The sequence below is a fragment of the Enterococcus sp. HY326 genome, assembly GCF_026157065.1.
Taxonomy (GTDB): Bacteria; Bacillota; Bacilli; order Lactobacillales; family Enterococcaceae; genus HY326.
Genome location: NZ_JANLGQ010000003.1, coordinates 288,002 through 302,564, shown reverse-complemented (window position 1 = coordinate 302,564; position 14,563 = coordinate 288,002). Strand labels below are relative to the sequence as shown.

The window sequence follows — 14,563 nt, the reverse complement described above, 5'->3', positions numbered from 1 at the left end:
ATTATGGCAGAAACTTATTATAAAGCAATTAACTGGAATGAAATTGAAGATTTGATTGACAAGTCCACCTGGGAAAAATTGACAGAACAATTTTGGCTGGATACTCGTATCCCCTTATCCAATGATTTAGATGACTGGCGCACGTTAAGTCCCTTAGAAAAATTAACTGTAGGCCACGTTTTCGGCGGTTTAACCCTATTAGATACTGTCCAATCTGAGAGCGGCATGGAACAGCTGAGAAACGATGTCAGAACCCCTCATGAGGAAGCCGTCTTAAACAATATTCAATTTATGGAATCTGTTCACGCCAAAAGTTATTCTTCGATTTTCTCAACCTTAAATACCAAAAAGGAAATCGACGAAATTTTTGACTGGACGGATACCAATCCTTATTTGCAGAAAAAAGCCGAGCGGGTCAATGAAATTTATAAAAACGGCACACCCCTTGAGAAAAAAGTTGCCAGTGTCTTTTTAGAAACTTTCCTTTTTTACTCAGGTTTTTACACACCGCTCTATTATTTAGGCAACAATAAATTAGCCAATGTTGCGGAAATCATTAAATTAATTATTCGTGATGAATCTGTCCACGGCACCTATATCGGCTATAAATTCCAATTAGGCTACAACGAGCTGCCAGAAGGCGAACAAGAAGCCTTAAAGGATTGGATGTACGATTTGTTGTATGAATTATATGAAAATGAAGAACGCTATACAGAAGAATTATATGATGAATTAGGCTGGACTGAGGAAGTCAAAACTTTCTTGCGTTACAACGCCAACAAAGCCTTGATGAATCTTGGAATGGACCCGATGTTCCCTGACACAGCCAACGATGTGAATCCGATTGTTATGAACGGCATTTCCACCGGCACTAGTAACCACGACTTTTTCTCACAAGTCGGAAATGGCTATTTGCTGGGTGAAGTTGAAGCTATGCAGGATGATGATTATTTGATTGGGTTGGAATAAAATAAAAACCTTAAAGCGAAATTTCCGCTTTAAGGTTTTTTTGTAGTATGAATTTACATATATGCCCTGACTCTAAATCAACCCAAAATGCTTAAAGGCATTGGCCAAGCCGTCTTCATTAACCCCATCAGTAATGTAATCAGTCATCGCTTTGATTTCATCGCCGCCATTGCCCATGGCGACACCAACTGCACAGTATTCTAACATTGGGATATCGACTTTGGCATCGCCAAAAGCCAAAGTGTCCTCTTGTTTAGCGCCGATATGGTCTAACAAAACATCAATGGCGTGGGCTTTAGTGATATCTTTGACACCTAAATCACCGAACAAAGCAATTTCCCCTTTGCCACCCCAAGTGCCGGGTTTTAAATTAGGAAAGGCCTCAATCGAATCTAGATGATCTTGATAGCTATCTAGAATAAAACTAATTTTATTAACATCATCGCGGTACAAGTCGCCATCAAAAATCATGTCTGGAAACGCATCATGCACGGTCATTTCTTTATCTGCTGGACCGCCTTTGCGTTTGCTGTATTCTTGAATCACCGGTTGACCCCGCTTGGCAAAATTTTTGCTGGCAAACAGGCCGTTGTTACTTTCTAAATAAAATTCCAAGTTGCGGGCCTCCAGCCAATCAACGACAGCCCGATTATCCTCGGCTGAAATCAATTGGTGCATAACCACTTCACCGCCATCTTCAACATAGCTACCGTTGCCGCCGATAATCCCATCCAATCCGATGGCTAAGATATCATCGTAAATCTCAGCTTTACTGCGGCCGGTGGAAATATACACCTTATGGCCATTTTTTTGGGCCTGCTTAATCGCTGCCACCGCTGATTCCGGTAAATTATTTTCATAATCCACCAAGGTGCCGTCAACATCTAGAAAAATTACTTTACTCATTCGCTTCTCCTTATCAGAAAATTATAGTCCGTTATTTTCGATGACTTGACGATACCAGTCGAATGAGTCCTTTCTATAGCGTTTCATTGTTCCGTTACCCTCGTTGTCACGATCTACATAAATCATACCATAGCGTTTTTTCATTTCGCCAGTAGTAAATGAAACTAAATCGATAATTCCCCAAGGAGTATAACCTAAAAGCTCAACGCCATCGTAATCAACAGCTTTTTGTAGTTCTTGAATATGTTTAGTTAAATAATCCACCCGTTCAGGATCATGAACTTGACCGTCTTCTAGCTGGTCAATTGCACCAAAGCCATTTTCTACGATAAATAATGGCAATTGGTAGCGGTCATATAAGCGATTCAAAGTAAAGCGCAACCCTTCTGGATCAATCGCCCAACCCCAGTCAGTTGATTGAATGTAAGGATTATCAACACCATTTGCCAAGCCGCCGTTAACCACATTATTATCGACAGAATTTTCTGCATCAGCTTTAACCACTGTGGACATGTAGTAACTAAAACCAACGTAATCGACTGTGCCGGCTTTCAAGACTGCTAAATCTTCTAAACGAATATCTAAATTGTAGCCTTCTCTTTCAAATTCTTTTAAAGCATAATTCGGATATTTCCCTCTGACATGGACATCGGCAAAGAAAAAGCGTTGGCGATTAGCTTCTTCGGCAGCCATAATATCAGCTGGATTACAGGAATACGGATAAATCGGCACATGGGAAATCATACAGCCAATTTGAAAATCTGGATTGATTTCTTTGCCAATCATCACTGCTTTGGCACTAGCCACTAATTCATTATGAGCCACTTGATACATAACTTCTTTGGCATTTTCGCCTTCTTCAACTAAAACGCCAGAATTAGTCCAAAGGAAAATCGGATTGTTAACATCCATTTGATTATTGATTTCGTTAAAGGTCATCCAATATTTAACTTTATCTTGATAGCGTTCAAAGACAACTTTAGCAAATTTTGCGAAGAAGTCGATGACTTGGCGGTTACGGAAGCCGCCATATTCTCTAGCTAAGTGTAAAGGCATTTCAAAATGGGATAAGGTAATCACTGGCTCAATGCCGTTTTTGATTAACTCATCAAAAACATCATCATAAAATTGTAAGCCAGCTTCATTGGGTTCTGCTTCATCTCCCTTTGGAAAAATCCGCGTCCAAGCTATTGAGGTCCGTAGACATTTCAAACCCATTTCTGCAAACAAAGCGATGTCTGTTTTGTATTGATGATAAAAATCAATCGCCACTTGATTCGGATAAAATTTATCTTCTTCAATTGTGGCCGTAATTTCTCTGGCCACCCCGTGGGCACCTGCTGTCATCACATCAATCACGCTAGGGCCTTTACCGGCTGCATCCCAGCCACCTTCAAACTGATGGGCAGCTAAGGCGCCACCCCATAGAAAATCTTTTTGTACCATTTGTATAGCCTCCACTGAAAATTTTTTTAATTAAATTCTAAAATTGGTTCATTCGCTAAAACGCTGGCTTTTTCAGTTACCAGCACATCGTCTAACTCTGCACTATTGGGAATCACTACAATTGTTGTGGTAGGATAACCGGCTGTTTTGATCACATCGCTATCAAAGCTCAAGAGCAGGTCACCGGCTTGAATTTCTTGATCCTGTTTTACAAAATATTCAAAGCCTTCCCCTTTCAAATTAACGGTATCTAAGCCCACATGAATTAAAAGTTCTACGCCATCATTTGAAGTTAAGCCGACCGCATGTTTTGAATCAAAGACAGCCGTTACCTTGCCAGAAAACGGTGCATAGACTTGATTATCACTTGGTTCAATTGCAACCCCACTACCCATCGCACCAGAAGAAAAGACGGGATCAGGTACAGCACTCAATGGTAAAATTTCACCAGCTAAAGGAGCCAAGACTGGCGTTTTCAAGCCGTCAACAGCAATCAAATGCTCGCTATCTGCTAATTCTTGATTTAGTTCTTGGTCGTCGGCTAAGCTTTCGCCAGAACCAAAGAGCTGGACTAAGACAACTGGACCGATTAACGCAATTGCCGCCCCGATTAAAATACCGATAAATGAGCTTGGATTGTCAGCATTGATTCCATTCACAACTGTCAATGGTCCAGGTAAGCCAGCGTAAGCATAATAGTAAGGATTGAAGAAGCTAGCAACAATCGCCCCGATTGCCCCAGAGATACAGCCGTAAATAAACGGCCGCTTCAAGCGCAATGTCACCCCGTAAATCGCCGGCTCAGTAATCCCAAAAATCCCGGTAATAAAAGCTGACAGTGACACACCCTTCATTTCTTTATTCCGTGATTTCAAGAAGACCGCCAAAGCCGCACCCACTTGAGCGATAACCGCAATCGTTTGAAAGGCTTGGAAGGAATCTCGGCCATACATATCAAAATTAGCCAAGACCATCGGCGTCACGCCCCAGTGAACTCCGAAAATAACAAAGACTGACCAGACACCGCCGATAATTGCCGCAGCAACAGCCGGAACTGTTTCTGCTAAGAAGTTATAGCCATTGGCAATCGCTGTTGCAGCACCTGCTGAAACCGGGCCGATGATTAAAATCGTTAACGGCACCATAATAACTAAACAAATTAATGGAACAAACAAAGAACGGACCACACTTGGAATTCTTTTTTCAATAAAATGTTCCAAATAAGACAAAAGCCAAACCAATAATAATGGCGGTAAAATGGATGATGTATAAACCGTTTCAGATAAAGGAATATTAAAGAAGGTAATCACTTCACCGGTTGAAATTGAAGCGGCCATCTCCGCCCAAGTTGGCGATACCAAGGCCGCACAACAAGCAATCGCAATATACATATTGGATTTGAAATGCCGAGAAGCGGTAATGGCAATAAAAATTGGTAAGAAGGTGAAGGGCGCCCACGAAATAAAACTAAAGACCTGATACGTGCCCGTCGCTGCAAATTCTGGAAAAGCCAACGTCACTAAAATTAAAATCCCCTGCAAAATCCCAGCCGCTGCTAAGACGTAAATAAAGGGGGCAAAAACCGCCGACATCGTAGCAATTAGCCGATTTAAAATCGAACCCTTCGGCGCATCATCATCGCTGGAGAGACTTTCCATATTTCCCAGTCCGACAAACGCATCGTAGACTTCTCCCACATGGGTGCCGATAACAATCTGCATCTGGCCGCCAGATTCAACAGCAGTGATAACACCCGTTAATTCACTCAGCTGCTCTTTCATTTCGGAACTGCTCTCTTTTAATACCAAACGCAAACGGGTCGCACAGCGGGAAACGCTGCTGACATTTTCTGCACCGACAATCGTTAAGATGTCTTTGGCAAGTTTGTTGTAATCTCTAACCTTCTCACTCAATCGAAAAACTCCCTTATTTATAAATTATACCTTTACAATTTATATTGTATGGGTACAATATAAATGTAACCATACACTTTGTCAAGGACCTTTTTTTCTGTTAAAATAAATTCACTGAATATCTGGAGCGAAAATTATGTTGAAATATCAAGAAGTGGCTTCGCAAATTGAAGCCAAAATTATTGAAAAAGATTTAGAACAGGGAACCAAATTACCGAGCGTTGGCGAATTGGTCACAGAGTATCAGGTCAGCAAAAACACCATTTTACAGACTCTGAAAGTTTTGGAATCTCGAGGCTTTATTTATCAAGTCCAAGGCAGCGGCATTTTTGTGCGCCGCAAAAAACGGATTGGCTACTTGACTCTTTTAGAAAATCAAGGCTTTTCCGGTGACTTAGATTATGCTGAGATGCAGGCGAAAGTTCTAAGTGTGAAAGTTATCAAAGCACCAGAAGAGGTGGCCAATAATCTTCACTGCACCACAGCTGATGAGGTCTATCAAATTAAGCGGGTCCAATATATTAATGGCCAAATTTTATGTGTGGAGGAGTCCTATTATAAAAAAAGCGTCGTGACCTTTATGAGTAAGTCGATTGCCGAGGGCTCGATTTTTCAATATTTGGTGGATGGCTTGAACATTCAAATCGGTTTTTCCGACCGTTACTTGAGCGTTCACAAAACAAAAGGCGAAATTTCCCAGCATTTAGAACTGCCGGAAAACTCGCCGATGTTATTAATTGAAGAAATTTATTATGCCAATAATGGCGACCCCTTTGACTTCGCCAAAAATTATTACCACTACGAGCATTCGCAATTTTTCCTGCAGAGTAATGGAAAAATATAAAAAAAGTGTCAGTAGCTAAACTTGTAACAGGCAGCGCCCTAATTATTTTATTGGGGCGCTTTACAAGCTGGGCTCTGACACTTTTTAGTTACATATTTGCAGTTGCCACTACATCGATGCCAGTTCCCAGTAAATCCTTGACCACGACATCGCCAATGTGAACCGGCGATTTTAAATGAACTTGATTGATGACCTTCATAGCATCAATCACTTCGGTCTTCGGAATGCCATCTGCTGTTTTAACCGGTACACGGTTGCGTTGACCACCTTCGACAACCACAGTTGACGTCACTACCCGCACAGGATTTGTCGCCTCCGCCTTGCCATATTTAATGCCCTTGGCACAGCTATAGCCAGTCACCGCATAATCATTTTGCTCATCGACGGAAAGATGACATCCCTTTGGGCACATGATACAAATAAACTGTTTCATACTTGGACCTCCTCTACACAAATCTCAACTTCGCCGTTGTGAATTTTGTCGATGACTTTGCGGCTCAATTTAACCTTCTCCATCTCTCCAGGTACGATATAGGTCCGTTTGAATTTCGCCAAGACTTCTCCATCAGACTGAATCGTAATCAGGCTGTCATCGTAAACTTTATTGACTCTAAAGGACAACTCCACCCGCTTATCAACTTGATCTGCCCGAACTTTTTGCGGCACGACATAGGTCACATGCTCACCATTTTTAATGGTGAGCAATTCGCCTTCAGCGCTGTCTCCCTGATTTAAGACATAATCGGCAGCAGCATCCCCCGCCTTGATACTTTCCTCTGTCACAAAATCGACTAAATCATGAACATGCACTACATTTCCGCAGGCAAAAATACCGGGAATCGAGGTTTCCATATTTTCATAGACGATAGCACCATTGGTTCGGCGATCTAAAACCACACCGGCACCTTTGCTTAACTCGTTTTCTGGAATTAAGCCAACTGACAATAAGACGGTGTCACATTCAAAGACTTGTTCGGTGCCAGCAATTGGCTGGCGATTTTCATCGACTTCCGCCACTACAACAGATTCCACACGATTTTTTCCACGAATATCAGTAATTGTGTGGGATAAAAAGAGCGGAATATCATAGTCATCCAGACATTGAACAATATTTCGAGTTAAGCCGCCGGAATAAGGCATCACTTCAACACAGGCCAACACCTCTGCCCCTTCTAAGGTCATCCGGCGAGCCATAATCAAACCGATATCGCCAGAACCGAGAATCATTACTTTTTTCCCGACTAAGTAGCCCTCCATATTTACATAGCGTTGAGCGGCACCGGCGGTATAAATGCCGGCTGGTCGACTTCCAGGAATGCCGATGGCACCTCTAGTTCGTTCCCGGCAGCCCATCGCGAGCACAATCGCCTGCGCTTCTAAAATTTGATAGCCACCGCTTTGATTGACAATGTGGACTTGTTTTTCCGGTGTGACTTCTAAAACCATCGTATCCGTCAAAACTTCCACCTCAGTTGCCGCAATCATCTCGATAAACCGATTGGCGTACTCAGGGCCGGTCAATTCTTCTTTAAACTGGTGAAGGCCAAAGCCGTTATGAATACATTGATTCAAAATGCCGCCCAATTCTTTATCCCGTTCAATAATTACAATGTCTTTCAATCCTTTATGATAGGCTGCATAAGCTGCTGCTAACCCAGCGGGCCCGCCGCCAACCACGATTAAATCATGCATGCTCAGTCACCTCCGCTTCTTTGGTGGCTGCTTCTAAAATAAAGCTGCCCCTTCGATCTTGATAAATATCTAATGGCGAGACACCTAATTCATCCGCTAAAATTTCTACCACACGAGGCCCGCAGAATCCACCCTGACAGCGCCCCATACCAGTATTACAGCGGCGTTTAATCCCATCAACAGAAACCGGGGGAATCGGCGAATGAGCCGCTGCTCTAATCTCTCCTTCGGTAATCGTTTCACAGCGACAAATCACCCGACCGTAATCTGGTTGTTCCTTAATCAATTGATTTTTTTCAGCCAAGGTCAGATTTTGGAAAATCACATGTTGCCGTTCATCGATAAATCCAGCCTTTTCAACAAATTGTTCTCCGACAGCTTCTTCCAACAAGTTTATGCCATATTTGGCAATCGCTGGAGCCGAAGTTAAGCCGGGGGATTTAATACCGGCCAAATCAATAAAGCCCGGTGCCGCTTCTTGAATAATAAAATCGCTGGCGGTACTGTTCGCTCTGACTCCAGAAAAATTGCGAATCGATTGCCGCAGATTTAAATCCGGTACAGAGCGTTTTGCCAGCTCCGCTACTTGTTCCATGCCGGCCGCTGTATTGGCCGTATCTAGGCCAGTATCTAATTCTTCCGTCGGGACCGCTTCTGAGTTAGGCCCGACAATTAAATTGCCATAAACCGTCGGAGAAACCAACACGCCTTTGCCGACCTTTGAAGGACATTGGAAGACGACAGTATTGACGACATTCCCTTCTGATTTATCCAATAAAAAATATTCCCCGCGATTCGGTGTGATTTTAAAACTAGGTTCGGCCACTAAGTTATGAATCAAATCAGAATGGACACCCGCAGCATTAAAAACAAAACGCGTTTCAAAGCTATCTGTTTCCGTTGTGATGCGGTAGCCACCAGTTATTGCTTCAATATTTTGTACCCGCTGGTTTAAGGACAGCTCGACGCCATTAACGACTGCCGTTTCTCCTAAGGCAATACACAATTCCCAAGGATTAATCACGGCTGCAGTCGGTGCCCACAAAGCGGCTAATGCTTCCTGTGACAAATTCGGCTCCATTTCCCGCAATTCTGCTTGGTCAATAATTCGTAAATCTTTGACACCATTTTGCTGGCCCCGCTCCAACAATTCCTGTAAGGTAGGCAGTTCATCTTCTGCAAAGGCAACAACTAAAGAACCGATTTGATGATAGTGAACTGATAATTTTTGACACAACTCTTTACAAAGCTCAGCACCTTCAACATTTAACTTAGCCATCAACGTTCCCGGCTCTGGGTCATAGCCGGCGTGCATAATTGCACTATTGGCCTTCGTTTGACCTAAACTAATATCATCTTCAGCTTCTAGGACTAGAGTTTTCAACTGGTACTTACTTAATTCATAGGCGGTTGAAGCGCCGACAATTCCGCAGCCAATGATTATTACATCGTACATTTTTCCTTCCCCCTGTCTTAAAAATATCCGAAAAAAAGAGTACAGCTAACAAACACCAAGTTTTTTTGGTGAATGCCGCTATACTCTCATCTCTCTAGCAGATATTTACTTATTGTTATTATATCATTTCACAGAAAAAGCTACAATAGCGTTTTCATGCTTTTGAGATTTGGTTTTCTTTGTGAAGCTACTCAGCTATTCCACACCTGCTGACTCGTTGTCGAAATCGCTAAGGCACCAGCTCCCAAAGTGGCAAAAACATCCTCTTTGTCTTTGATTAACCCACCAACGATTAAAGGCCGCTTTGCTTTTTGCTGAACGCCTTTAATAATTTTGGGTGAAACATTTGGCAAGACCTCCACCAAATCAGCCTCGGTTAAAGAAATTTGCCGTTCAACATTTGCCAAGGCGGTGGAATCTAAAAGAAAGAAGCGCTGAACAGTTAGCAGCTGATGCTTTTTAGCAGAGCGTATCATCGCCGGCTTTGTCGAAATAATGCCGTCAAATCCGCTGTGACGGCTGATGTATTCAATCGCCATGTCATCGGTGGATAAGCCTTTGACTAAATCAGCGTGTAAAAAGCCTAATTTTCCGCTTTCTTTAATGGCTTTTGACAGCTTCGCCAGCTCCATCAAATTAGAATGAAGTACAAACACGACTGCTACATCAGTTGCCAAGGCAGCTGTTAGTTCGCTGCTGTTATTAATAGCAGCGATAATCGGTGAATTTTCTAAGGCTTGATATAATTTACGATTCATCAGACATCTCCTCACCTTCACTGACGAGGCGGCGATTGCGCAGCTGCCAAATTTTTCGGATATTTAAGACTAACGTTTTGATTACAGCGTAAACTGGAATACAAATTAGCATCCCGACAACTCCGGCTACACTGCCGGCGGCGATTAAGACTAAAATAATCGTTAATGGATGGATATTTAAATTTTTGCCGAATAATAACGGCTTAATCACATTGCCGTCCAATTGCTGGATAACCAAAATGGAAAGGCCGATATACAACGCTTGCCAGGGAGAAATAAATAGTCCGACAATCACCGCCGGCAATGCTCCAATAAACGGTCCCACATAAGGGATAATATTCGTCACGCCGCAGACGACTGCTAATAAAAGTGCATAAGGCTGATTTAGTAAGGTCATCGCCACAAAGGACATGACGCCGATAATTACCGCATCAATCATCGTCGAGCTGATATACGCCGATAAAGTGTCATTCATTTCTCTGACAGTTTCCTGTAATTCACTGCGAATCGAGGCCGAAAAAAACTTGCCTAAAGCACCGGAAAATTTATCACCGTCTTTAAACATAAAGAGGAGGATAAACGGCACTGTGAACAGAATGACAAAAAATTGCATCAGAAAACTAAAAATAGTCGTCAGACTGTTGGTGACATTGACCAAGACCACATTCAGTAAATTACTGAGGGTTAGATTAGCCGATTGCAATTCGTTTGTTAAATCTAGTCCCTGCAAATCTGGATGGCGGGCGATGCTTTCTAACCAGCGCCCCGTTTCCTGCAAATAAGTTGGCAAGCTTTGCGATAGCTGAACTGCTTGATGAGCCAACTGAGGAATAATATTCATCACCCCTAAGACCAGCAATAAAATCAAAATTGCCAAGCAGATAATTGCACCAAAGATTCGTGGTAAGCCCTTAGCCGCCATTTTAGACACTAGCGGGTCCAACATATAATAGAGGAAACCCGAGACTAAAAGCGGTAAAAAGATTGCCGACAGCATCGTTAAAAATGGTCGGAAGACATTCGGCATTTGCAATACGAAAAAAATGCCGACAATAATTAAAACGATTTCAATCGTCCAATAAAGTAATTTAGATTGTTTCCAATTTTTTCCCAAAAAAATTTCCCCCTTCCTCTCCTCATTTTACCAAAGATTATTTTGAAAAGGGTTAATTTTGAAAAATATGGTAAAATTTAACTGCGAGGTGTTTGTTATGGTCATTTTCTTGTATCAATTGCTGATTGGGCTGCTGCTGTCCGGCAGTATCGCTTTTTTAGCCTATTTATTAAATCTCCTAACCCTGTCAGGTATGATTGCCAGCATCCTTTTAGGCAGTCTGGTGATTGCAATGGGGCCCTGGTATGCAATTATTCTGATTGGCTTGCTCTTTGGGACTTCCGCCATAATTTCATTCTTAAAACAAGCCTTCCATAAAAATGAACAATCACAAATTATTGAAAAAGGCAGTCAGCGGGACCAACAGCAGGTTTTAGCCAATACACTGCCAGCTTTTTTTGCGTTGCTGTTTTATGCTGTCACCAAAGATATTATTTTTCTCATCGCCTTTGTCAGCAGTCTAGCCGGAGCTACTGCCGACACGTGGGCATCAGAAGTCGGCATGCTTTCAGCAAAGCCGCCCCGCTCAATTTTAACTTTAAAACCATTATTAAATGGACAATCTGGTGCCATCAGTTTGCTAGGAACAGCCGCATCCATCATAGGTTCATTTTTAGTTGCTGCAAGTTTCTTTCTTTTTTTAAGTATGAGTCACGGCTTCCAGCTGCCGCCGTGGGAATTTCTGCTCATTCCTTTTTTGGTTGGCATCAGCGGCTCCGTTATTGACAGTTTTTTAGGTGCAACGATTCAGGCTCTTTATCGCTGCGTTGTTTGCAAACAGCTCACTGAAAAAGAAGTCCATCACCAACAGGCGACTAACCTCGTCAAAGGCTATCAATGGGCCAATAACGATATGATTAATTTTCTGACTGGTCTACTAACCGTCTTCCTCAGTCTATTTTTGACAATACTCTAAAAAGAACGGCTCGATAATTTATGGGACTGAAGAATCAATTTTGATTCTTCAGTCTTTATTGATAAAGAGCAAAAAAACTGAAGCTGTATTACAGGACTGTCTCACTTGTTGAAAATCAACTCTTCCAGACAGCCTGCATACAACTCCAGACTTTTTTATTTATCTAAATACATTTTTTTCAAATCCGCTAAATCTGTTTGGCTTAATTTCAAAGCATCTTTGGCGTAGCCAGCCACACCGCCGTAATTTGTATCTAATAGCTGATAAACCCGCTCTAAATATTCTTGCTTCACTTCTAAGGCAACCTTCATCCCTGCCAACTGATCATCCGTTAACCCTTTTTTCCGCATCTCATCAAAAAGCAATTCATTCGGCGCTTTTCTCAGCTCGTTGGTTTTCAAATAATCTTGGTAGATCGTCTCCCGCGGAACATCTAATAAATCTAAAGTTAATGCCGCAGCAACACCAGTTCGATCTTTACCAGCATAACAGTGGAACAATACTGCACCATCTTCTGTTCGCAACAGCTCTTCGAAATAGCGCTGGTAACCAGCCTGCGCCCCAGCATTCATCGCCAAATTATCATAAATCCCCAACATATGCTGGTCCACTCCATCGACATCGCCAACTTTTGTTAAATCATTAAGACTGCCGGAATTATGAACCTCCTTCATAATATCAATCCACACGTAGTCAACGGCTGGAAAAATATCGTCCGGATGACCAGCGATTTCATCTTCTCCCCGCAGGTCAACAATCGTCGCTAATTGATGATTAGCTAATAAGTTTTTGGCCTCGGCATCAATTTGATACAATTCGCCAGAGCGTAATAGGCGATTGTGGCTCACCAACTGCCCCTCTTTATTTTTTAACCCACCTAGTTCACGAAAATTCGCTAAATCCACAAAAATTCCTCCTTTTACTTTAAATTGTCACTAACCGTAATTCAGTAATATTTTTATAAATAGATAAATCCTCAATCACATCTGTATAAGTCATTCCGCTAGGCAAATCTATCGTATAGATGTTCGTGTACAAGCGGTAATCTTCATTAAACGTTACCGTAAAATTGACATCTTCAATTTCGATTTTGTGTGTATCAAAATAGTCGGTAATAAATTCCTTGGTCTCTTCCCGATGAATGTAGCGGACTTCCAATTTCTTACGGGTTGGCACTTTGATAATCCGTTTAATTAATGTCAGCGCAATGATGATTGCCACAAAAGAACTGATGGCAATCGCATAATAGCCCATGCCAACCGCAATCCCGACACCGGCGACAGCCCATAATGAAGCTGCTGTGGTTAGGCCTAAGACATTTTGTTTGGTCACAATAATCGTACCAGCGCCTAAAAAACCGATACCGCTGACAACTTGGGCAATCAAGCGGGCCTGATCAGAACGAATGACCCCCGACAATTCTGGATTGGCCAAAGCATCATTTAATGCCTGGGCAGCAATTTCCACTTGGATTAATGCGATAATCGTTGCCCCCATGCAGACCATGATATGCGTGCGCATACCAGCTGGTCGATTGGCATATTGTCGCTCATAACCGACTGAGCCGCCAATCACCATTGCTAAAAGCAAACGAAAAATTATTTCAACAATTGTTAAATCTGCTGTTGCTGTCATTAAGTAACCGCCTCCTTCTTAACTATAGCATTTTCCCTGCAAAAGAAAAACTGAAAGTCGTAAAAAGACTGCAAGAAAAGCTTGGTTGGCTTTCATCGCAGTCTAAAAAATTTATTCAGCTAGTTAAAAAATTTAAAGCGTTGCTGCTGCAGCCTCATCAACAATCACAACTACATTAGGATGATTTTGTAAAACGCTCGCTGGTAAGGCTTCTGTCACCTCACCATCAATCATACCTTTAATCGCAGCCTGTTTATTTTCGCCATAGGCCATCAAAATAATTTTTTTAGCCTTCATAATCGAACCGATTCCCATTGATAAGGCTTGGGTTGGTACGTCTTCCACTTTATCAAAGAAACGTTTATTGGCATTAATTGTCGATTCCGTTAAATCAACTAGATGAGTTTGGCTATCAAAGGCTGTTCCCGGTTCGTTAAAACCGATATGACCATTTTGACCAATCCCTAAAATTTGTAAATCAATTGGATGTTCTGCAATGATTTGATCGTAACGGGTGCATTCAGCTTGCAGATTTTCAGCTTTACCGTTTGGTACAAAACTTTCTTTAAATGGTTTTTCGTTAAATAAATGCTGATTCATAAATTGACGATAGCTTTGCGAATCTTCACTGCTTAAACCAACATATTCATCTAAGTTAATTGAAACTATTTCTGAGTAATCTCTAGAGCTGTGAATCATTTCTTGATACAAAGTTTCTGGTGTGCTTCCTGTGGCTAACCCCAAAACGCCAGCGCCTTCGTTGATAGCTGCTTCAATTAATTCAAAAGCTTTTTTTCCGCCTGCCTGAGCATCTTTCACGCGAATAATTTCCATTTTTATCCACCTCTTGTTTGGTATAGTCCAATTATAACCAGAAGCCGGCAAATAAGCAAGGTAAAAGATGTAGCTTTTGT

General features: G+C 42.0%; 14 protein-coding genes. 3 read left to right on the top strand and 11 right to left on the bottom strand.

Annotated features, from left to right (window positions below):
- Window positions 1–3: 3 nt before the first annotated feature.
- A complete protein-coding gene (nrdF, locus tag ORH16_RS09270) occupies window positions 4–969 on the top strand; it encodes a class 1b ribonucleoside-diphosphate reductase subunit beta (RefSeq protein ID WP_265458254.1) in 966 nt (321 codons plus the stop codon).
- A 72-nt stretch (window positions 970–1,041) separates the two neighbouring features.
- Here nrdF and ORH16_RS09265 read toward each other — a convergent pair whose 3' ends face one another.
- From ORH16_RS09265 to ORH16_RS09255, 3 genes are read right to left on the bottom strand one after another with little or no spacing between them, the layout of a single operon-like run.
- A complete protein-coding gene (locus tag ORH16_RS09265; protein WP_265458252.1) occupies window positions 1,042–1,875 on the bottom strand; it encodes a Cof-type HAD-IIB family hydrolase in 834 nt (277 codons plus the stop codon).
- Window positions 1,876–1,896: 21 nt separating this feature from the next.
- Complete coding sequence (locus tag ORH16_RS09260) at window positions 1,897–3,321, bottom strand: 6-phospho-beta-glucosidase (RefSeq protein ID WP_416207850.1); 1,425 nt, start codon at window positions 3,319–3,321, stop codon at window positions 1,897–1,899.
- Window positions 3,322–3,347: 26 nt separating this feature from the next.
- Window positions 3,348–5,234, bottom strand: a complete 1,887-nt coding sequence (locus tag ORH16_RS09255; protein WP_265458250.1) for a beta-glucoside-specific PTS transporter subunit IIABC — start codon at window positions 5,232–5,234, stop codon at window positions 3,348–3,350.
- 136 nt (window positions 5,235–5,370) lie between these two features.
- Here ORH16_RS09255 and ORH16_RS09250 point away from each other — a divergent pair, with 136 nt between their 5' ends.
- On the top strand, window positions 5,371–6,078 hold the full coding sequence (locus ORH16_RS09250) for a GntR family transcriptional regulator (RefSeq protein WP_265458249.1): 708 nt from the start codon (window positions 5,371–5,373) through the stop codon (window positions 6,076–6,078).
- 88 nt (window positions 6,079–6,166) lie between these two features.
- Here ORH16_RS09250 and ORH16_RS09245 read toward each other — a convergent pair whose 3' ends face one another.
- From ORH16_RS09245 to ORH16_RS09225, 5 genes are all read right to left on the bottom strand, one after another.
- Window positions 6,167–6,511, bottom strand: coding sequence for a DUF1667 domain-containing protein (locus ORH16_RS09245; RefSeq protein WP_265458247.1), 345 nt, complete (start codon window positions 6,509–6,511; stop codon window positions 6,167–6,169).
- Complete coding sequence (locus ORH16_RS09240; protein WP_265458245.1) at window positions 6,508–7,770, bottom strand: NAD(P)/FAD-dependent oxidoreductase; 1,263 nt, start codon at window positions 7,768–7,770, stop codon at window positions 6,508–6,510. Before ORH16_RS09240 ends, ORH16_RS09245 begins: the two co-directional genes overlap by 4 nt.
- Window positions 7,763–9,226: an NAD(P)/FAD-dependent oxidoreductase gene (locus ORH16_RS09235; RefSeq protein ID WP_265458244.1), complete on the bottom strand. Its 1,464-nt coding sequence runs from the start codon at window positions 9,224–9,226 to the stop codon at window positions 7,763–7,765. Before ORH16_RS09235 ends, ORH16_RS09240 begins: the two co-directional genes overlap by 8 nt.
- A 191-nt stretch (window positions 9,227–9,417) precedes the next feature.
- Window positions 9,418–9,984 carry a glycerol-3-phosphate responsive antiterminator gene (locus ORH16_RS09230; RefSeq protein ID WP_265458242.1) on the bottom strand — a complete coding sequence of 189 codons (567 nt, stop codon included), beginning with the start codon at window positions 9,982–9,984 and terminating at the stop codon, window positions 9,418–9,420.
- Entirely contained in the window at window positions 9,974–11,098 is a 1,125-nt protein-coding gene (locus ORH16_RS09225) for an AI-2E family transporter (RefSeq protein WP_265458240.1), read from the bottom strand. The genes ORH16_RS09230 and ORH16_RS09225 overlap by 11 nt, the downstream gene beginning before the upstream one ends.
- Window positions 11,099–11,195: 97 nt before the next feature.
- Between ORH16_RS09225 and ORH16_RS09220 the strand changes: the two genes are divergently transcribed.
- Complete coding sequence (locus tag ORH16_RS09220) at window positions 11,196–12,014, top strand: DUF92 domain-containing protein (RefSeq protein ID WP_265458238.1); 819 nt, start codon at window positions 11,196–11,198, stop codon at window positions 12,012–12,014.
- Between the two features lie 155 nt (window positions 12,015–12,169).
- On the opposite strand, the gene ORH16_RS09215 is transcribed toward ORH16_RS09220, so the two are convergent.
- The 3 genes from ORH16_RS09215 to nagB form a co-directional block, all read right to left on the bottom strand.
- Window positions 12,170–12,919: a tyrosine-protein phosphatase gene (locus ORH16_RS09215; RefSeq protein WP_265458236.1), complete on the bottom strand. Its 750-nt coding sequence runs from the start codon at window positions 12,917–12,919 to the stop codon at window positions 12,170–12,172.
- Window positions 12,920–12,938: 19 nt separating this feature from the next.
- Window positions 12,939–13,649: an MgtC/SapB family protein gene (locus ORH16_RS09210; RefSeq protein WP_265458234.1), complete on the bottom strand. Its 711-nt coding sequence runs from the start codon at window positions 13,647–13,649 to the stop codon at window positions 12,939–12,941.
- Between the two features lie 132 nt (window positions 13,650–13,781).
- Window positions 13,782–14,483, bottom strand: a complete 702-nt coding sequence (nagB, locus tag ORH16_RS09205; protein ID WP_265458233.1) for a glucosamine-6-phosphate deaminase — start codon at window positions 14,481–14,483, stop codon at window positions 13,782–13,784.
- Between the last annotated feature and the right edge of the window lie 80 nt (window positions 14,484–14,563).

What these genes read in the sequence shown, in the direction of transcription:
- ORH16_RS09210 (WP_265458234.1), bottom strand. Translation starts at nt 13,649, where the DNA reads ATGACAGCAACAGCAGATTTAACAATTGTTGAAATAATTTTTCGTTTG.
- ORH16_RS09250 (WP_265458249.1), top strand. Translation starts at nt 5,371, where the DNA reads ATGTTGAAATATCAAGAAGTGGCTTCGCAAATTGAAGCCAAAATTATT.
- ORH16_RS09245 (WP_265458247.1), bottom strand. Translation starts at nt 6,511, where the DNA reads ATGAAACAGTTTATTTGTATCATGTGCCCAAAGGGATGTCATCTTTCC.
- ORH16_RS09240 (WP_265458245.1), bottom strand. Translation starts at nt 7,770, where the DNA reads ATGCATGATTTAATCGTGGTTGGCGGCGGGCCCGCTGGGTTAGCAGCA.
- nrdF (WP_265458254.1), top strand. Translation starts at nt 4, where the DNA reads ATGGCAGAAACTTATTATAAAGCAATTAACTGGAATGAAATTGAAGAT.
- ORH16_RS09260 (WP_416207850.1), bottom strand. Translation starts at nt 3,321, where the DNA reads ATGGTACAAAAAGATTTTCTATGGGGTGGCGCCTTAGCTGCCCATCAG.
- ORH16_RS09220 (WP_265458238.1), top strand. Translation starts at nt 11,196, where the DNA reads ATGGTCATTTTCTTGTATCAATTGCTGATTGGGCTGCTGCTGTCCGGC.
- ORH16_RS09235 (WP_265458244.1), bottom strand. Translation starts at nt 9,226, where the DNA reads ATGTACGATGTAATAATCATTGGCTGCGGAATTGTCGGCGCTTCAACC.
- ORH16_RS09230 (WP_265458242.1), bottom strand. Translation starts at nt 9,984, where the DNA reads ATGAATCGTAAATTATATCAAGCCTTAGAAAATTCACCGATTATCGCT.
- ORH16_RS09265 (WP_265458252.1), bottom strand. Translation starts at nt 1,875, where the DNA reads ATGAGTAAAGTAATTTTTCTAGATGTTGACGGCACCTTGGTGGATTAT.
- nagB (WP_265458233.1), bottom strand. Translation starts at nt 14,483, where the DNA reads ATGGAAATTATTCGCGTGAAAGATGCTCAGGCAGGCGGAAAAAAAGCT.